We start from the raw sequence: 17,081 nt of genomic DNA, 5'->3' as shown, positions 1-17,081 counted from the left end.
GTGAGCAATTTGGCGCAAATACCATCTCAGCCCGCAGGAGAGGTGGTTCAATTTCCTAAAAACGAGCGGAAAGCAATGTCAGATCAGCTCTCCAAGGGCTTTATCATGAAAAGCAGGCTTTATCATTTCGAGGTAGAGCCATTCTTAAGTGATGCTGCTAAAAACGTCTACTCAGTGATTATGGGGTATACAAACGGCTTTAATAAGTCGTCCGACCACATCTCGCATCGGCAAATCCAAGGCGGAAAACTCAAAGGCTCAAACAAGCTCAGCTCTGGAACTGTTACATCTGGAATTAAGGAATTAGTCTGGTTTGGGGTGATTGCTGTAGTTGAAAAAAACAACAAACTTGGGAATAAATATCAGATCAATGAGGTATCTCTTGCTGAGTATTTTGAGCAGTTTGACGCTTCGGTAATTAAAGCACTGCGCATCAGTAATCGAAGCGCTTCGATTACTGATGCGCTTCGATTAGTGGTGCAGTCCGCTTCGATTAGTGGTGCGGAATGCGCTTCGACTAGTGGTGCATCAATAGAGTTTCTTTTTATAGATTCTTTTAGATATTTAAATAATACCCTTCGGGATAAAAATCCTCTGCAGGTTAATTTTTTTGAATACCAAGAAATCAAAAAACAGGATCTTCTTGATCAGCAAAAATTGGAAGCTGAGCAGAAAGCAAAATCTGCAGCAGAGCGCAAAGAGAAAACGCGCAAGCTGTCATTCGATGAAGTTATTGATTTAACCAGAACCAATATTCAAAAACTCTGCACACCAGATCTTTGGGAGCAGTTTGTAACCAACCGCTCTGAATACAAAAAAACTGCACTGACTAAAAATGCACTCAAGACCATCCATGATGATTTCAAAGCATGGGGGATTGAGAAATCGGATATTTCCCTGAAAACAGCAATCAAGGGTAATCATCAGGGCTTGTTTGAACCGCGCATTTCTGCAGGTGGAAATTTTGGAAATCAAACCCAGTCGTCAACCCGAATGGCTGAAATTCAAGAGCTAATCGCACAAGAGGAGCAAGGAAATGCAACTTACGGCTTCTAACCAAGCCCTTGGCCCGATTAATTCAGCGCAGCTGGTTGGGGTTTTTAAGGCAATTGCGCCACGGTCATTTGAGAAGACCTTTGATGGCATTGCTACAGCGCAGATCAACACAGCAATGAAAATCTGCATTGACGGCTTAACTCACGATCAAGTGAATTTTGGATTGTCACAAGTTCGCGATAATGGATTCTGTCCAGACCCTGCCATGTTTCGCAAATGGTGTTTAGGCATTACTGGATTTGGTACAGAGCAGCAGCGTCTGCAGGATACATTCAAAGGCAAGCATGCCGCGCTGGCGAATATTTTGAAATGGCGCGGAGACTCCAAGCATGCAATTACCAATGCGGAAAAAGATGCGTATGACCGCTGTTATGAAATGTTTGAGGAAATCACTTGGGCGAAAAATGCAGATCGAGCGATGTATTTGGCTTACGAAGCATTCAAGGACAATTACGTCGAGGTAATTCAGGCTTTTGCTGAAAATGGAATATGTCAGTCAATTTGGGAAATGCCAAAAGCGGTTGAACGCAAACAGGTCAATTTGGCGATGGCGCCAAACTCAATGCTTCCCGAGCAATCTGCTGAAGAAAAGGCTTGGATAGAAAGCCGCACAAAGGAGTTGCAGGTTGATGGTTTGAGCTTCCCTAAAGCCCTGATGCAGGCTGGAAGGGAGCTTAAGCTCACTGGAGGTATCACATGAGCAGCGAAACGGCTTTATTCATCTGCCTATGGGCCTTAATCGCGCTTTGCGCCGTGGCAAGCAGTTCTGAAAATTCAAACTTTGCATTGGGGTGGCTATGAGCAGCGTAATGTCTTTTTTACCGCATGAGCTGATTATCGATAACTTTGCCGGCGGCGGCGGGACAAGCACTGGACTTGAGCAGGCATTCGGGCGCCCGGTTGATGTGGCAATCAATCACGATCCTAAGGCTCTGGCGATGCACCGTATCAATCATCCAGAAACTAAACACTATTGCGAATCTGTTTGGGATATTGATCCGGTTGAAGTCACCGGCAATCAGCCTGTCGGTCTGGTTTGGCTGTCGCCGGACTGCAAGCACTTCTCAAAGGCAAAGGGCGGCAAGCCAGTTGAAAAGAAGATCCGCGGTCTTGCATGGATTGCGCTGCGCTGGGCAGCCAAGACCCGCCCGCGCGTCATCATGCTGGAGAATGTCGAAGAATTTAAGACTTGGGGGCGCACGAATGAAGATGGGCGTCCTTGTTCAAAACACCAGGGAGAAACATTCCGCAGTTTTGTGAAAGCGCTTCGTAATCAGGGTTATGAAGTTGAATGGCGTGTATTGAGGGCTTGTGATTTCGGTGCGCCAACAATTCGTAAACGCTTCTTTATGGTTGCTCGCAGGGATGATTTACCAATTTCATGGCCAATTCCAACACATGGTGATCCGAATAGTGTAGCGGTACAAAAAGGAAGACTAAGACCATACCGTACTGCTGCAGAATGTATTGATTGGTCTATCGAGTGTCCAAGCATATTTAAAAGAAAACGCCCACTTGTTGAAGCAACCTTAAAGAGGATTTATCGCGGGCTGGACAAGCATCTTTTTAATTGTGCTGAACCATTCATTGTAAATAACTGCATGGCTCCAGTTCTAACGGAATGTGCGAATGCATCAAGCCCCAGAACCATGGCAACTAATGAGCCTTTAAGAACAATTTGTGCGCAGGTGAAAGGTGGTCATCACGCAATTATCGTAAGCCATCTTTCAAAATTGAGAAACAACTGTGTTAGCCAAGGGGTAGCAGAGCCAATGCACACTATTACTGCCGGCGGCGGCCATTTTGCGGAAGTCCGTGCTTTCCTTACGGCATTTTACGGCAATGAAAAGGATGGCAACGCCGTGGACAAGCCGCTGCGCACTATTCCGACCCGTGACCGCTTCGGCCTGGTGACGATCAATCAGCAGCAGTATCAAATCACAGATATTGGCTTCCGCATGCTGCAGCCGGCTGAACTCTTCAAGGCGCAGGGCTTCCCGGCTTCATACATTTTCGAGCGCGGAATTGATGAGCTGGGCAATGAGATCCGCTTAACAAAAACAGAGCAGGCGCGGATGTGCGGCAATTCAGTTTGCCCGCAGCTGTCGCGCGCTTTGGTTGAGGCGAACTTTAAACATGAGAATGCATATCGGGGTGCAGCATGAAAGACGAACACGACAATAAAACCGTAGATTGGGTTGAGCCCGAATTTAAGCTCGGTGACTTGGTTGTTTATAAGGATTTTCATATTGATTTCCTGCTCAAAATCGACCTGCTGATTGATGGCGCGACTGTGGGATACCGCGGAGCAAAACGCTCGCATATGTTTTTTCAGGGCTACGCTGATATTGAATCAATTCGGCACGCGACAAAAGAAGAGCGCAGAACTGGTGAAAGGGTGGAGGCATGTCAGTGAAAAATTTAACAATCGATCAGATGCGGGAGATTGTGGCTGGGGCGCCTGAGGGGGCAACACTGTGTTTCTGCTTTAGTAGGACATTTGAAAATCGCGTTGATTACTACAAGCACTTTTTCAACTTTTTTCAAATGTGGCTTCCGGATCACGGCTGGTTCCCAGTTCACCCGGATCTTGCGGAAGATTCCATTTTGCTTGATGACCTCCGCGCAGCAATTGCTGAGCATGATCAAAACCCAAGTGAGCAAAGAGAAAGGTTTGAGAAAGCTTATTCATTAAAATTCCCTAAAAGCAAAGTGACTTTACTGCCAAGTGGTAATTATTCAGGATGGATTAAGCAGAAAAAATGGAAAGATTGGCAAGTCAAGGAAGCGCAGCTGCAAAGTGAATTGGATTGCGACCACGACTGGGAAGACATATCAACAACCGCAGATTTAGAGCGCCAGCTGATTTGCACCTACTGCGGATTAGAGAGGTCGGAGCCTCTTGAGCTAAATGCACAGCGCTGGACTGATGGGGGTGGGTTTTGATCATTGGTATTGACCCGGACTTGGAAAAATCAGGAGTGGCCATTTTGAGTCACTCACTCGAGCTTAAAAATTTAACGTTTGCTGAAACTGTGGATCTGTTCCGCAGTCAGCAGGATCAAATCAAGAAAGTGGTTATTGAAGCGGGTTGGTTGAATCAAAAGGCAAACTTCCACAATCGCATTGGGCAACGTAAGAGCGTAGGAGAGCGAATTGCTAAAAACGTAGGTGAGAACCATGCAACAGGCAAACTGCTCGCAGAGATGGCGGAGAGCTTAAATTTAGAGGTGGTTTTAGTCAGGCCTGTTAAAACCAAGAAAGATGCTAAAGAATTTAACCGCATTACGGGTTGGCAAGGCAGAACAAATCAAGAGCAGCGTGATGCTGGGATGCTTATTTTTGGGATGAAGTGAGGGTGGTTGGATGAATGCAATGGTGGGAATAAAAATGAATTGGTCTAAACGTTCGGCCCACCAGTGGCTTGAGCAGTATGGGGTATGGGTGCGATCTACAAAGTCAAATGTGTCTGCTAATCCGCTGGCAATACTCATTGATAAAAACGACAAGCAAAGAATAAGAGCCAGCAAAGTTTCGATGGCCTGTGAAATCAGCGACTATGAGGCTGTTCAGGTGAGCCAGCTGCTGGCTAAGATGCATAACGATGAGCGGGAATATTTGGCGGAGCGGGGCTGGTTGTTGATTTTGAAATTTGAAAATGATTGGTCAGATCAGTCAATAGCAAATGCTCATGGGTGCAGTAGAGCGAAAGTGCGCGCTGAGGTGGAAAAAGGGCTCGCTTACTTGGATGGAAAAATAGAGGCCTTGAGTGATTGACATGGCAGCCATGTTTGTATAAATTTAGTGTATGGTGGCAAGTTGTTATGCTTACACCAGTTTATTGAAAGCTCATCGAAAAAGATGGGCTTTTTTATTGCCTGCAGAAAGCCAATTTGCAGAACATGCCTTGAGTAAAAGCCTAGATGCTATAGGCAATTCCCACTAGGGCTTGGCAACCGACCTTAAAAGAGAACGAAAACAGGTAAAGCTGACCATGCATGTTGGGTTGGTGTGATTGTGAGTAGCGGTAGATCAGTTGCCGAGCTGATTAATATCGAACTATAGGCAAGGGTGTGGCAGATCACCGCACCATTTTTATGCGCCATTAGCTCAGCTGGATAGAGCATCCGCCTTCTAAGCGGATGGTCGCAGGTTCAAGTCCTGCATGGCGCGCCAGATATTTAACAATGAAAATCTGATCATTTGATTATTTTTTGCTTTTTCTAAACAATAGGTTAAGAAAATTTAATAATGTGATTTAGTTGGTATTATTTTTACATTTGATATATTTTGCCACTGAAAATTATTTGATTGGTGTAGAAAATAGTCATTAGGAACTAATTGTAGGCTCTAGCATCCTGTTAGGGTGTCCTTGATTTTAGCCCACCTTTAAAAAGTGGGCTTTTTTTTTGCTGAACTTTTAACTAGATCGAATTCGATTCAATTGAAAGGGGATTTACATGCTCCAATTTTTAAAACGCCTATTCTGCATTCATGCATTTGACTATGAATCAGATATTTTTGTGCAGGCCGAGTGTCGGCATTGCGGAAAAGGAAAGCCTGATTAGCCGGGCGTATTACGGCATATAAAAACCCCTCGCATTCTAGATGTTGAGGGGTTTTCTTTTCTTATTTGGTGGTGTTTATGACAGATAAAGTGCAAGCGAAACAAGACTTAGAATTTTGCAGCGCTGAGCTGTCAAAGTATCAGAATCTGAGTCGGGCTGGTTTGAGGCACAGTGAGTTAATCGCAATTGATAGTGTGATGATTCGACTAAAAGAGCAGATTAAGAATTTGCGTGAAGCGCTACATGGATGCTGACAGCTATTTTGGGAAAACTAAAAAGCGCCCACCTAAAACGAAACCACGCTCTAAACCTTTACCTAAGGCCAAAGAAAAATACTTAGAGGCCGAAGAAGACTTTGAACAGGCTTTAAATGTCCTTGGCATCAAATACGAAAAGAAATTCCAATTTAAATCTACCAAGCATTGGCGTTTTGATTTTCATCTTATTGAACATCGAATTTTAGTTGAGATTTCAGGCGGGCCTTGGTCTGGTGGGCGCGGTGGGAAACTGGCAAATAAGGCTTGGAGCTTGGATCGTTACGATGACGCAGCTGAAATGGGCTTTACCGTAGTGCGATTGGAGTCTGCGGAACGTTACAGGATTGAAGAATCAGGCCCATTGCAGATTGATTCTTATCGAGCATCCCAATGGCTGAAAGATTTAAAAAGGCAGATATTCAATGGAACAGATCAGACCATTCCCGCCGACAGACTTAATTGACCGGGCAGAAGAGCAAGAAGCTATTTTGCTTGCACCAGCACCAGAGCTTAAAGAATGGGTATTGGCGAACTGGCTGACCATCGGCGGTGAACTGCACAACCCAGATCATGACCACATTGCTGAACTGCTTCATGACGATGAAAACTTTTTAGCATTTGCATGGGCCTCATCAGCTGCCATGGCTAAAAAGCGCATGGTGCTGGGCCAATGTGAGAAGGTGATGTTTAACCAGGGCGGATGGAAGAAAGCGCGCCAGGAACAGCAGATGCGCGACTGGTTCGGCGCCGTGCCGGTGTATCTCATTACCATTGACGCCAGTTACTGCGAAAACTCAAATGATCTGGAGTTCTGCCGCTTGATTGAGCATGAGCTGTATCACATCGGTGTAGAGCGCGACGAAGATGGCGAGATTCAATATAGTGACCACACCGGGCTTCCGAAGCATTACTTGGCCGGCCATGATGTGGAAGTGTTCTTTGGTGAAACAAAACGCTGGGGAGCGGATGAGTCAGTAAAACGGCTTTTGGAAATTGCGAAGAATGCGCCGTTTGTTTCAGAAACTAATATTGCTGCGTGTTGTGGGACCTGTGTAATAGGTTAGCTTTAAATTTTTTGCCCACTTTCCTTGATGTACCTTGATGGATGGTGATTTATGGCAAGGCTTAAAAAAACAGAAAAAGTCTTTATTGTTCGATCACTTGCACAGTTTATGACACCTACTGAAGTTGTAGTGGCCATCAAGGAAAACTTTAAGATAGATGTATCCCCTCAACAGGTAGAGGCATACGATCCAACAAAGGCTGCGGGTGCGGATCTATCTCAAGAATTTGTGGATTTGTTCCATGAAGCACGGAAGAAATATATTGATCAGCCGATCTACAACATTGAAGCTGCAAACGATATTGTTCAGCTCAGAGTTCTGAGCGCTCTCTTTATCAAAAAGCAGGGAAATACCCGTGATGCAATCAAGCTTTCAGATCAGATTCAGAAGATTGTCAAAGGCTATTACGAGAAGAAGATTGAAATCACTGGTAAAGATGGTGAGCCGTTTCAACCAACAGTAGTTCAGGCAACTCAAGATCAAGTCAATGAGGCGGTGAGGAAAGCCCAAGAGGAATATTAAATGGATCTGCAAACACAGGTTGAAAAGAAGCTGTGTGAAGATGAGCATTTATATTTCACTCGGCGGTTCTTCAAGCCTCGGATGGGCTTTAAATTTACAGTGAACTGGCACCATGTTTATATCTCATGGATTATTGATCAGGTCATTGCTGGCGAGATTGCGAACGTTGTGATTAATGTCCCGCCTGGGGCCGGCAAGACTGAACTGACAACCAATTTGATTCCGCGCGGACTGGCTTTGAATGCGCGTTCGCGGTTTCTGTATTTGTCCTTCTCTCAGTCGCTGGTAGAGGGTGTATCGGATACGGCGCGCGACATTGTGAAGTCTAAAGACTACCGCCAGATGTGGGATTTAACCGTTTCAAATAGCACTGACTCTAAGAAAGAGTGGAAAATTACGGTTGAAGACTATGATGTTGGCCATGTTTATGTAGCCTCTATGGGTGGTCAGGTAACTGGTCGCCGCGCAGGAACATTGGCGGATGATGGGTTCACTGGTTGCATCATCATTGATGACCCGCTAAAGCCTGAGGATGCCTTCAGCAAGATTAAGCGGGATTCAGCAAACCGCAAGTTGCTCAACACGGTGAACTCGCGTAAAGCCAAGTCTGACACGCCAATCATCATGATCATGCAGCGCCTGCATACTGAAGACCCAACAAATTTCGTCATGACCGGGAATTTACCCGGAGATTGGGAGCAGATATCTATTCCGGCGCTGATTGATGATGCTTACATAGCAACCCTGCCTGAGCACATTCAAAAGTTGGTGCCGCGTGATGCTGAACGCGATGAGCAGGGCCGCCAAAGTTATTGGCCAAAGAAAGAATCATTGCAGTCTTTGCTGCAACTTGAAAAGGGTGGTAAGGACAAGGATGGCGCCACAGTATCGCGCTACACATTCTCAAGCCAGTACATGCAGCAACCTAAGAAGTTGGGTGGCGACCTGATCAAGTCTGAGTGGTTTGGGCTCTATAAAGACCTTCCTGAGATGCTGTGGCGCGCTGTGTTTGGTGATACGGCGCAGAAAATCAAAGAGCACAATGACTACTCGGTGTTTCTTCTGGTTGGCATGGGGGTTGATGGCAAGCTATACCTGATTGATCTTTTGCGCGGAAAATGGGAAGCACCAGAGCTTAATCGCCAGGCAAAAGCCTTTCTGAATAAACATAAAGAATATACCTGGCACACGAAGCCTATTCGCTACATGAAAGTGGAGGATAAGGCCTCTGGAACACAATTAATCCAGACACTTGGCACTTACTCCGGAGTTGCGGTGATTCCAGTGCAGCGTAATACAGACAAGTTATCCCGCTTTATGGATGTGCAGGTTCATCTTGAGGCGAACTATAGGGATAAACCTGAAGATCGTTTTGTGATGGTGCCTAAAGATGCTCACTGGGTAGGTGAGTTCTTTGAAGAGTGTGAGGCATTCAACGCTGCATTTACTCACGATCATGATGACCAGGTGGATACTCTGATTGATGCGATTGAAGACGCGGTGATTGCGATTAACTACAGCCCACCAGCAGCTTAAGGTTTTATTTATGGCTAAGAAAAATAGGAAGTCTGAAAACGCGAAGCCAGAATCAGGCGGGTTGTATTCGCATGACGCCGAGCTGTCATTAATCAGCTATCTGACCAAAATGCCAGACGGCGATGAGGTTTTGCGGAAAGCCGGGGTCACACGCCCGCGGCTTAAAGTCATGATGTATGATGACGAGATTTATCAGGCAATTGAAAAGCGTCAAGATAAACTCGAGAGTGCATCATGGCGGGTTGAGCCAATGGATCGACCAGAATCAAAGATTATCGTCGAGCATTTGCGCGAATGGTGGTCTGAAATTCTGCTTGGGGCACAGAATGCACGCTGGTATGGATACTCGGTTTTAGAGGCTGTTTATGCCAAACCAGAGGAGCCACTCCTGCATCTTGATGGAGATACTGCTACGCCGTTTATCGGGTTTAAGTGGATTGGTGAAAAACCAATGCAGTGGTATGAGCCTAAAAACGATGGAAGCCTCATGTTGCTGGCAAACTATAATGCGACTCGGCAGGATCAAAAAACAGACCAGCGCTTCAAGCACTTTTTGACGCGCTGCAAATCAACTTATGAGAATCCTTTGGGCGAAGCTTTGCTGAGCCGGCTGTATTGGGTTTGGTTCTTCAAGACATCAGGCTTTAAGTTTTGGGCTAAGTTTGTAGAGAAGTTTGGCATGCCGATGCTGATTGGTAAAACCGTCGGCAAAACCACTGATATGCGCGATGCGCTGCTTAGGGCGCACGCCAGCTCGGTTCTTGCGCTGAGCGGATCTGATTCAGTTGAAATCCAAACAGCGAATAGCAGCGGAAATGCATCCCAGACATTTGAGAGCTTTGATAAGAATCTAGAGCGCCGTATTCAAAAGGTGATTCTGGGGCAGACTCTCACATCCGGCACTGATGGCGGTGGATCTCGCGCCTTAGGTGATGTGCATCTTGAGGTGCAAAACTCGAAGTATAAAGCCGATGTTCGGATGATTATGCCAACCATTCAAGCCATTATTAATGCACTATGCGATATCAATGGCTGGGAGCGTCACCAGGTCATCATTGGTGAAGAGAAGTCACTGGAAGCGCCAAAAGCAGACCGCGATGTAAAATTAAAGAATGCTGGCGCAACACTGACGCCGCAATACTTTAAGCGGGAATATGGTCTTGAGGATGGTGATGTGGTTGAAACACCATCGAGTCTGCCAAATACTCAATTTACCGCGCTTCCTCACCGAGCATTCAACTTTAAGGCATCTGCCAGCAAGCTTTCTGCAGCACAGCAGGAAGTTGAAGAGCTAACTGATGGCCAGGATGATTTACAACTACTGAAGCTTGATCAGGTCAAGGAATTGGTGTTCAAGTCTGACAGCCCTGAGAGTCTGGCTTTTAATTTGATGCGGCTAATACCGGGCGCTACCCAGGCTCAGTTCACGGCAAATTTAGATCAGGCTTTGTATGCTGCGGATGTGCTGGGGTATGTGGCGGCTCAGAATGGGAAGTAGGTATGCAACCAGTCACGTTTCTTGAGGCGCTTCAGTATGCTCACAGTAAAAAGATCGTGCTGCCTGATGAGTTCTATTCAATGGACTTAAAGACCCGGCAGATGGCGACTACGGTTAGTTTTCTATCGAGTCTTGAGCAGATAGAGACTGTCATCAAAGCCGTCAATAAGTCCATTGCCGATGGCGGCACCTTTAAGGATTTTCAGAAGTTGGTTGAAGAATCTGAAATCATTCTTCCAAAGCACTACCTTGATAATGTGTTCCGTACAAATATTCAGAATGCATACGGTCATGGCCGGTGGCAGCAGCAGCAACGAAATAAGAGTAAACGGCAGTACCTGATGTATTCGGCTATCAATGATAGTCGCGTACGTCCAGCACACTTGGCGTTAAATCGCATTGTACTGCCGATTGATCATCCGTTTTGGCTTACGCACTACCCTCCATTAGGCTTCCGTTGCCGGTGCAGTTGCATTGCCTTAACCGAGAAGCAGGCATTGAAATACGGCATTACTCCTGATGATCAGCTGCCTGATGTTGCTGAGGCTTTGGATTGGAGTTCTCATCCTTTGCAGTTTGGTGAGCTTGAGTCGCTGGTTGATAAGAAGATTAGTGTTTCATCCTTGGATAAAGAATATCTCCTTGAGCAGAAAGAGGTCATCAGGGCCGAATGGACAGCGAGTAAAAAGCTGACCAGTCTTTTAGCCCCGATGGATGATAAATCGAGAGATCTATTCAACATGGTGGCCAATACGGTTATTCCTTTAGATCCAACCATTAGACCAAGTGCGATTAAGACTTTCTTGGATTATGTACAAGGCAATGATGCTGCAATCACGAACTACCTAAATGCGTCTGTGAGCTCGAAAGCGGACGATGTTTTAAAGCAGTGGCTCAGACAGGACATGCAAGCCTTAAACGCCGTGGCGAGTAATTCTGCTGCAATCGTGACAGGTGGCGTGACCTTGCAGCATGTAGTGGCTTATGAGATTGGCCAAACGATTCAATTTAATTCGCCATTACTGTTAGCCGAGAATGCTTCCGATGTGGTGTTGCAAATTGAGAATGCTAAAGGCTTAGGGGTCGATCTAAGCGAATTGAATGCTGGTCATGGCGTATTAATGCCTATGGGGTTGTCATTTGAAGTGGTTTCGATTGAAGCGCTGAATGGCAAGATGATTTACACACTTAAAGCATTGGTGAATTAATGGCTGAAAAATGTGAATCGTGTCGACGTGGTTTGAATGGTCGAAATGGTAATGGTTATTCGCCATGCGGCTGCGGGAAAAGAGTAGTTGTGATTGGTAGCCCATCAAGAGTGAATAATCTTGTACGAGCTATGTGCTGCGTTCTATCTCGACCACCAAAGAAGCCATGAGTCAAAATTAACTGAAGCCGCCTAATGGGCGGTTTTTTAATGGAGCGAAAGAATGTCAGGTGAGTTAAATGAGCACCTTAAGTACCAGTTTACCGCGGTGAATGTACCAATCTCTGTTAATGAGGATGGGGAGAAAAAGCGCCGTACGTTTGATGCTGAGGTGTATAGCGGCGGACTCATTGACAACCACTGGTACTGGGGTCGCAGTGGTGTTGTCATTGATTTGACTAATTTGCAGTTGAAGCCAAAAACAGGTCTTGTTGAAGAGCATTTCGGTGGTAAGCGTGTTGGTGTGGCCACATCTTACGATGTTGGCAGTAAGTTCCGCGCTAAAGGCCACTTCCTTAGCAACCCAAAAGCAAAGGAGATTGTGCAGGACATTGATGAGGAATACCCATTCCAAATGTCATGGTGGGCTGATCCGGAAAGTGTTGAGGAAGTCGCTCCAGGCAAAACTGTCACAGTAAATGGTCAGGAATTTATGGGGCCGCTGCATGTTTTTCGGAACGTGCGTGTACATGAGATCACAATTTGCGGTGTTGGCGCGGATACACAGACATCTGTTGAGGCGTTCTCAAGCAAGCCCAGCAGTCAAGATAAAAATCAACCAGAGGACACAGATGTGACCGAATTAGAGCAGGCGCAAGCCGCACAAAAACAGGCTGAAAAAGCACGCGATGATGCGCTGGAAAAGCTGAAGCAGTTTAAATCGCAAAAGCGCACTGACGATATTGCTGCGCTTCAAACCGAGTTGAATACAACATTCAGCGCGGAAGACCAGAAGGCTTATTCTGAAATGGATGACGCCGTATTTGGTTTTATGGCCAACCAGTTTCGTCAGTTCTCATCAAAGCAGCCGCCGGCTGGTCAGCAGAGTCAAAACAATACAGTTCCACCACATTTGGCGCACCTGTTCAAGCATCAGGCTACTGGCGGTCATGGTGGCGATCAATCAAGCCACAATAACACCCACAAATTCACATCAGGCGCTCAGGCATTCGCTGAGCAAAATAAGGGGAAATAATTCATGACTCATTATGTACCGCCTATTTCAGTCACTTCAAAACGACTGGCCTTAGATAATGAAAAGTTGCGCCGTGCCAATGCCAAGGTAACGACTGCTACCGCATATCAACGTGGTGATCTTCTGGTCCTATCTGATGCCAATGTGCTCACGCATGCCATTGATGAAAAAGTATGGGATGTGATCTGCGGCCAAGACGTCACAGTTGAAGAAGCCACAATCAAAGCGGCAGCAGAAATTGAAATCCCGGTGTATTACGGTGGTGTATTTAACATTGAAGCCGTATCGCTAAATGGAACCGTACTAGCTGCTGCTAAATATGACGCAGCACGCGCAAAAGCAACCAAAAACAAAATTGAACTCTCGAAGGTGTAAACATGCCACAGTCTTTTAATATTGAAGGCGCCCCGCTTGAACTTCTTGATGTGGGTGAGCTTGCGCTGATCCACTCAAACTATCGCCCGATGGATACATGGCTGCTGGATCAGCTCTTTCCAAATCGCCCTCTATTCACGCGTGATGACGTCCCTCTGGCGGAACTTTCTGCAGAACATGATCTGGCGCCACTGGTATCGCCGCAACAGCCCGGTAAGCCATTTGATACAACTCAGTCCGGCGAAGTGCGCAATGTAAAGCCGGCCTACTACAAACCAAAGAACCAGGTGACACCGGCGGAAACTTTTGAAATTTCGCTGCTTGAGCGTTTACGCACAGCAGGCATTATTTCAACGGGAAATCAGCAACTGTCTGATCAAGAAAAAATGATGATTGCTCAGATCGCAGTAATGAAGCGCAATCATGATGCAATTGATAACTCAGTCATGATGATGGCCATTGATTTGCTGAAAAATGGCAAATATGCGCTTCACTCAGATGACTATGAATACAATCTGGTGGACTACCGCCGTGATGCATCCCTGACATATACGCCGCTGGCTAAGTGGAACGAGGCGGGGGCTAAACCCGTAACTGATATCCGCATGATGCTTGAGCGCCAATTGGCTGCTGATGGCGGTGAGGCCAAGAAAGCAATCATGTCTGGCCTGGTGTGGTCCGCCCTATGGAACAACGAGGAATTCAAGAAGGAATTCATCACGCCGTATGCGGGCATCTCAGTTCCTGTAACTCCAAGCTTTGGTGTGAAAGAAACTGCTACTTTCAAAGGCACTTTTGATGGAATCGAATTCTGGGTATATGACGCGACCTACCGCAACAAAGGTCAGGTGAAGCGCTTTATTCCCAAAGATTTCTTCTCATTGATCTCTGATACCAATGGCTCTGTAGCTCATTGTAAGATTAAAAATATGCTGGCCAACGGTGTAGCTCAACAGTATTTTGACCGCCAATGGTACTGTGAAGACCCAAGCGGCATCATGTTGATGACTGAATCTGCTCCGCTGGTTGTGCCGTCTAACAAGAACGGTGTCGTTGGTGGCGCCGGTTTTATCACTCTATAAGGGGGCTTAAATGCCAAAGTATATTGCCAAGCAATCCATCGGGCATTTTATGCCGGGTGATGAAATCAAGGGCTTGAATGATGACCGCATTCAGGCCCTTTTAGCATCTGGCGCTATTGTGGAGCACAAGCCGCCAGAGCAGCACAAGACGGATGATGTATCTGCCGGGCTGGTTGAGCTTGAAGCAGAAGTAGCTGAGCTTAAGGCTAATGAGAAAATCCTCACTGCCGAAAAAGACAGTGCAGAAGCAGAAGCAGCTGAGCTTAAGGCTAAAGTAGTGGCGCTTGAAAAGGCGCTTGCTGCCTCTGAGAAGAAGGCTGCTGCCGAAGCCAAAAAGCCTGCTGCTGAAACCAAATAGGTGATCTATGTACGCGACTGAGGCAGATTTGGTCACACGATTTGGTGATGATATTGAAAATCTGAAAATGATGCTTCCTTCTCAATCTTCTGTAAATGATGCGATTCAGGATGCAACGGAAGAAATTAATGGGCATATCGGCGGGCGTTATCCATTACCGCTGCCGAATGTGCCTAGCAATTTAAGGCGGATGGCATGTGATATTGCGCGCTATCGCCTTTACTTTCAGCAGCCGAGTGAGGAGGTTCGACAGCGCTATGAGGATGCAATTGCATTCTTAAAGCGCGTTGCTGACAACAAGGCGCATTTGCAGATCCAATCTCCCGAAACAGGCCAAATCGTGGATGATGAACCAGAAAATAAACCATCAACCATGCCAATTGGTACAACTTACCGCGGCGGCATCTTTGGTGATGATGTCTTAAACATGATGCCTAGCATCAAGTGAGGCCAATATGCCAGGTGTTGGAATTACGATTGAAGCGGATGGTGAGTCTGCAGTGATGCAGGCTTTGGCACGCTTATCTAATTTTGATCAGAACAAAGCTGACCTATTCGGAAAAATTGGTAATACTGTTGTTAGCAACATCCGCAGCCGCTGGGCAAATGGTGAGGGCCTGGAAGGTAAATGGCGCTTATCAGGTCGGGTAATGCGTAAAGGAGGAACGACGCTGCGTGATACCTCGCGGCTCATGAATTCTATTACGCATAACGTTCTGCAGAGTGGGGTAGAAATCGGTACTGATGTTGAATATGGCCCGATTCACCACTTTGGCGGTGATATCCATTATGAGGCACGCATGCGCCGTACTTATTTCAGGCAGAACCAGCGTACCGGTTTGGTTGGCAATAAGTTCGTGCGTAAGGCGCGTTCCAATTTTATGCAGGAAAGTATGAGTAAGGCCTACAAAGTAAATATGCCGCGTCGCCCATTCCTTGGCTTAACTGATTCAGATGAAATGGAAGTACTGGATCTAATCGTGGAGCATTTAATAGATGAGTGATGAAGATAACTTCTTTGCTGTGCGTGGTGAAATTGAAGAAAGGCTAAAGGAAATCCCAGACTTCAAAAAGGTCTATACACCGGCAAACTCTGCAAAAGTCACCGAGCTTTCGCAGGTTACGCCAAATGCTCAGATTTATTACCGGCGCGTACGCAAGTCTGATGATGCTGGGCGTTCATCATTGATGAGCTTAGTGCAGCAATGGGAAGTCACGATTTGTGAGCGTCATGCTGCATCGCAGCAAAATGATGGCTCTGCTGTATTGGATCGTACCGGCATGCTGACGATGAAAGTTTTAAAGCTGCTTTCGGGCTGGCGTCCAGCATCCAGTAAGCGCCCACTCGAAATGGTTGCGGTGGAGGAGGATTATTCGCCAACGTGCGTGTATATCACTTTGGTATTTGAATCAAAAATGTTTGTGTAGGAACAGCTTATGTCAAAACAATATAAAGCCCGGCAACCTGTCGGGCGTTTTAATTCTGGGGATATCGTTGGCGGTTTAAGCGAATCCCAAATACAAGATTTACTGCGGCGCGGTGTGATTGAGTTGGTTGAAGCTGAATCAAAGCCAAAGACCGCTCAAGCTAAAAAAGAAGAGGTGAAAACTAATGGCGAATAAACCGGATTTAATTTCGCTCCAGGGTGAGCTGCATTTAGCAAAAATGGTTAACGGTGTGCCGGCCGCATTGCTGCCTGTTGGCAATATGCCAGAGCTTCAGCTGAAAATCACATCAGAAACTACCGATCATTATGAATCAAAAACCGGCTTTCGCGCGAAAGATGCTGTGCTGCGCAAGCAGACCGGCGTGACAATCAGCGGCGCACTGGAAGAGGTTACGAAAGAAAACCTTGCAATGATTATGAGTGGAAAAACCAGTGATGTAGCAGAAAAGACGATCACCGATCAAAGCATTGGCGCGGTGCAAGCTGGTGCAATGATTGACCTTGGCCTGCGCAATCTATCGGCTGTAGTATTTACCGGGCCGGGCGCTACAGCTATTACTGCAGATAAATACACTCTTGATTCAACATTTGGCACAGTCTCATTTAATGAGGCCATCACTGATGTTAAATGGTCAGGAACTGCCGGCGCCGTGACACGCACATCGATTGCTGACAGCCTTGGGCAGGAATATCGCCTGTTTTTTAAAGGCATTGACACATTTGGCGGGGACAAGGTTGCGGTTACGCTGTGGCGCGTTCAGATGTCGCCGGAAACAGAATTCGATCTGATTAACGAAGACTTCGGCAGCTACGACATTGAAGGCGAATGTCTTGCTGATATCCAGAAGGCAAATGATCCTGAATTGAGTATTTTTGGGCATATTGACCGCTTCTCTGTTTCACCTTAAGGCCAGC

Annotated in this window: 22 protein-coding genes and 1 tRNA gene; all 23 read left to right on the top strand. The window is 46.3% G+C overall.

Going from position 1 to position 17,081, the window contains the following annotated elements:
- The 23 genes from BEN74_RS04775 (at position 1) to BEN74_RS04665 (ending at position 17,074) form a co-directional block, all read left to right on the top strand.
- Positions 1-1,056: a hypothetical protein gene (locus BEN74_RS04775; protein ID WP_086374281.1), complete on the top strand. Its 1,056-nt coding sequence runs from the start codon at positions 1-3 to the stop codon at positions 1,054-1,056.
- Entirely contained in the window at positions 1,037-1,756 is a 720-nt protein-coding gene (locus BEN74_RS04770; protein WP_068911306.1) for a hypothetical protein, read from the top strand. Before BEN74_RS04775 ends, BEN74_RS04770 begins: the two co-directional genes overlap by 20 nt.
- A gap of 97 nt (positions 1,757-1,853) precedes the next feature.
- The gene (locus tag BEN74_RS04765; protein WP_068911307.1) at positions 1,854-3,221 is read left to right on the top strand and encodes a DNA cytosine methyltransferase; all 1,368 of its coding nucleotides are present in this window, start codon (positions 1,854-1,856) and stop codon (positions 3,219-3,221) included.
- A complete protein-coding gene (locus BEN74_RS04760) occupies positions 3,218-3,472 on the top strand; it encodes a hypothetical protein (protein WP_068911308.1) in 255 nt (84 codons plus the stop codon). Before BEN74_RS04765 ends, BEN74_RS04760 begins: the two co-directional genes overlap by 4 nt.
- Complete coding sequence (locus tag BEN74_RS04755; RefSeq protein ID WP_068911309.1) at positions 3,463-4,002, top strand: hypothetical protein; 540 nt, start codon at positions 3,463-3,465, stop codon at positions 4,000-4,002. Before BEN74_RS04760 ends, BEN74_RS04755 begins: the two co-directional genes overlap by 10 nt.
- Positions 3,999-4,412 carry a hypothetical protein gene (locus BEN74_RS04750; RefSeq protein ID WP_086374423.1) on the top strand — a complete coding sequence of 138 codons (414 nt, stop codon included), beginning with the start codon at positions 3,999-4,001 and terminating at the stop codon, positions 4,410-4,412. The genes BEN74_RS04755 and BEN74_RS04750 overlap by 4 nt, the downstream gene beginning before the upstream one ends.
- A gap of 10 nt (positions 4,413-4,422) precedes the next feature.
- The gene (locus tag BEN74_RS04745) at positions 4,423-4,833 is read left to right on the top strand and encodes an antiterminator Q family protein (RefSeq protein ID WP_068913051.1); all 411 of its coding nucleotides are present in this window, start codon (positions 4,423-4,425) and stop codon (positions 4,831-4,833) included.
- Positions 4,834-5,155: 322 nt separating this feature from the next.
- Positions 5,156-5,232, top strand: a tRNA-Arg gene (locus BEN74_RS04740).
- Between the two features lie 635 nt (positions 5,233-5,867).
- Positions 5,868-6,344: a hypothetical protein gene (locus tag BEN74_RS04735; RefSeq protein ID WP_068913054.1), complete on the top strand. Its 477-nt coding sequence runs from the start codon at positions 5,868-5,870 to the stop codon at positions 6,342-6,344.
- Positions 6,304-6,945 (top strand): putative metallopeptidase, encoded by a 642-nt coding sequence (locus BEN74_RS04730; protein WP_068913056.1) that lies wholly within the window; start codon positions 6,304-6,306, stop codon positions 6,943-6,945. Before BEN74_RS04735 ends, BEN74_RS04730 begins: the two co-directional genes overlap by 41 nt.
- Before the next feature lie 51 nt (positions 6,946-6,996).
- Positions 6,997-7,467 (top strand): DUF2280 domain-containing protein, encoded by a 471-nt coding sequence (locus BEN74_RS04725; RefSeq protein WP_068913295.1) that lies wholly within the window; start codon positions 6,997-6,999, stop codon positions 7,465-7,467.
- On the top strand, positions 7,468-9,003 hold the full coding sequence (gene terL, locus BEN74_RS04720) for a phage terminase large subunit (protein ID WP_068913293.1): 1,536 nt from the start codon (positions 7,468-7,470) through the stop codon (positions 9,001-9,003).
- A 10-nt stretch (positions 9,004-9,013) separates the two neighbouring features.
- Complete coding sequence (locus BEN74_RS04715) at positions 9,014-10,501, top strand: phage portal protein family protein (protein ID WP_068913291.1); 1,488 nt, start codon at positions 9,014-9,016, stop codon at positions 10,499-10,501.
- A gap of 2 nt (positions 10,502-10,503) precedes the next feature.
- Positions 10,504-11,709 (top strand): phage minor head protein, encoded by a 1,206-nt coding sequence (locus tag BEN74_RS04710; RefSeq protein ID WP_068913288.1) that lies wholly within the window; start codon positions 10,504-10,506, stop codon positions 11,707-11,709.
- Positions 11,710-11,931: 222 nt separating this feature from the next.
- Complete coding sequence (locus tag BEN74_RS04705) at positions 11,932-12,903, top strand: hypothetical protein (protein ID WP_068913286.1); 972 nt, start codon at positions 11,932-11,934, stop codon at positions 12,901-12,903.
- Between the two features lie 3 nt (positions 12,904-12,906).
- On the top strand, positions 12,907-13,278 hold the full coding sequence (locus BEN74_RS04700; protein ID WP_068913283.1) for a hypothetical protein: 372 nt from the start codon (positions 12,907-12,909) through the stop codon (positions 13,276-13,278).
- 2 nt (positions 13,279-13,280) lie between these two features.
- A complete protein-coding gene (locus BEN74_RS04695) occupies positions 13,281-14,360 on the top strand; it encodes a major capsid protein (RefSeq protein WP_068913281.1) in 1,080 nt (359 codons plus the stop codon).
- A 10-nt stretch (positions 14,361-14,370) separates the two neighbouring features.
- A complete protein-coding gene (locus BEN74_RS04690) occupies positions 14,371-14,718 on the top strand; it encodes a hypothetical protein (RefSeq protein WP_068913279.1) in 348 nt (115 codons plus the stop codon).
- Positions 14,719-14,725: 7 nt separating this feature from the next.
- On the top strand, positions 14,726-15,166 hold the full coding sequence (locus BEN74_RS04685; RefSeq protein ID WP_068913277.1) for a gp436 family protein: 441 nt from the start codon (positions 14,726-14,728) through the stop codon (positions 15,164-15,166).
- A 7-nt stretch (positions 15,167-15,173) separates the two neighbouring features.
- The gene (locus BEN74_RS04680; protein ID WP_068913275.1) at positions 15,174-15,722 is read left to right on the top strand and encodes a phage virion morphogenesis protein; all 549 of its coding nucleotides are present in this window, start codon (positions 15,174-15,176) and stop codon (positions 15,720-15,722) included.
- Positions 15,715-16,146 carry a hypothetical protein gene (locus tag BEN74_RS04675; protein ID WP_068913273.1) on the top strand — a complete coding sequence of 144 codons (432 nt, stop codon included), beginning with the start codon at positions 15,715-15,717 and terminating at the stop codon, positions 16,144-16,146. The genes BEN74_RS04680 and BEN74_RS04675 overlap by 8 nt, the downstream gene beginning before the upstream one ends.
- A 9-nt stretch (positions 16,147-16,155) precedes the next feature.
- Positions 16,156-16,341 (top strand): hypothetical protein, encoded by a 186-nt coding sequence (locus BEN74_RS04670; RefSeq protein WP_068913270.1) that lies wholly within the window; start codon positions 16,156-16,158, stop codon positions 16,339-16,341.
- Positions 16,331-17,074: a hypothetical protein gene (locus tag BEN74_RS04665; RefSeq protein ID WP_068913268.1), complete on the top strand. Its 744-nt coding sequence runs from the start codon at positions 16,331-16,333 to the stop codon at positions 17,072-17,074. The genes BEN74_RS04670 and BEN74_RS04665 overlap by 11 nt, the downstream gene beginning before the upstream one ends.
- Positions 17,075-17,081 lie beyond the last annotated feature (7 nt).

This window comes from Acinetobacter sp. WCHAc010034 (genome assembly GCF_001696615.3).
Taxonomy (GTDB): domain Bacteria; phylum Pseudomonadota; class Gammaproteobacteria; order Pseudomonadales; family Moraxellaceae; genus Acinetobacter.
The sequence above is the reverse complement of the archived record's forward strand: the minus strand, read 5'-3'. Positions and strand labels throughout refer to the sequence as shown.

What these genes read in the sequence shown, in the direction of transcription:
- BEN74_RS04770 (WP_068911306.1), top strand. Translation starts at nt 1,037, where the DNA reads ATGCAACTTACGGCTTCTAACCAAGCCCTTGGCCCGATTAATTCAGCG.
- BEN74_RS04765 (WP_068911307.1), top strand. Translation starts at nt 1,854, where the DNA reads ATGAGCAGCGTAATGTCTTTTTTACCGCATGAGCTGATTATCGATAAC.
- BEN74_RS04760 (WP_068911308.1), top strand. Translation starts at nt 3,218, where the DNA reads ATGAAAGACGAACACGACAATAAAACCGTAGATTGGGTTGAGCCCGAA.
- BEN74_RS04755 (WP_068911309.1), top strand. Translation starts at nt 3,463, where the DNA reads ATGTCAGTGAAAAATTTAACAATCGATCAGATGCGGGAGATTGTGGCT.
- BEN74_RS04745 (WP_068913051.1), top strand. Translation starts at nt 4,423, where the DNA reads ATGAATGCAATGGTGGGAATAAAAATGAATTGGTCTAAACGTTCGGCC.
- BEN74_RS04735 (WP_068913054.1), top strand. Translation starts at nt 5,868, where the DNA reads ATGGATGCTGACAGCTATTTTGGGAAAACTAAAAAGCGCCCACCTAAA.
- BEN74_RS04730 (WP_068913056.1), top strand. Translation starts at nt 6,304, where the DNA reads ATGGAACAGATCAGACCATTCCCGCCGACAGACTTAATTGACCGGGCA.
- BEN74_RS04725 (WP_068913295.1), top strand. Translation starts at nt 6,997, where the DNA reads ATGGCAAGGCTTAAAAAAACAGAAAAAGTCTTTATTGTTCGATCACTT.
- terL (WP_068913293.1), top strand. Translation starts at nt 7,468, where the DNA reads ATGGATCTGCAAACACAGGTTGAAAAGAAGCTGTGTGAAGATGAGCAT.
- BEN74_RS04715 (WP_068913291.1), top strand. Translation starts at nt 9,014, where the DNA reads ATGGCTAAGAAAAATAGGAAGTCTGAAAACGCGAAGCCAGAATCAGGC.
- BEN74_RS04710 (WP_068913288.1), top strand. Translation starts at nt 10,504, where the DNA reads ATGCAACCAGTCACGTTTCTTGAGGCGCTTCAGTATGCTCACAGTAAA.
- BEN74_RS04705 (WP_068913286.1), top strand. Translation starts at nt 11,932, where the DNA reads ATGTCAGGTGAGTTAAATGAGCACCTTAAGTACCAGTTTACCGCGGTG.
- BEN74_RS04700 (WP_068913283.1), top strand. Translation starts at nt 12,907, where the DNA reads ATGACTCATTATGTACCGCCTATTTCAGTCACTTCAAAACGACTGGCC.
- BEN74_RS04695 (WP_068913281.1), top strand. Translation starts at nt 13,281, where the DNA reads ATGCCACAGTCTTTTAATATTGAAGGCGCCCCGCTTGAACTTCTTGAT.
- BEN74_RS04690 (WP_068913279.1), top strand. Translation starts at nt 14,371, where the DNA reads ATGCCAAAGTATATTGCCAAGCAATCCATCGGGCATTTTATGCCGGGT.
- BEN74_RS04685 (WP_068913277.1), top strand. Translation starts at nt 14,726, where the DNA reads ATGTACGCGACTGAGGCAGATTTGGTCACACGATTTGGTGATGATATT.
- BEN74_RS04680 (WP_068913275.1), top strand. Translation starts at nt 15,174, where the DNA reads ATGCCAGGTGTTGGAATTACGATTGAAGCGGATGGTGAGTCTGCAGTG.
- BEN74_RS04675 (WP_068913273.1), top strand. Translation starts at nt 15,715, where the DNA reads ATGAGTGATGAAGATAACTTCTTTGCTGTGCGTGGTGAAATTGAAGAA.
- BEN74_RS04670 (WP_068913270.1), top strand. Translation starts at nt 16,156, where the DNA reads ATGTCAAAACAATATAAAGCCCGGCAACCTGTCGGGCGTTTTAATTCT.
- BEN74_RS04665 (WP_068913268.1), top strand. Translation starts at nt 16,331, where the DNA reads ATGGCGAATAAACCGGATTTAATTTCGCTCCAGGGTGAGCTGCATTTA.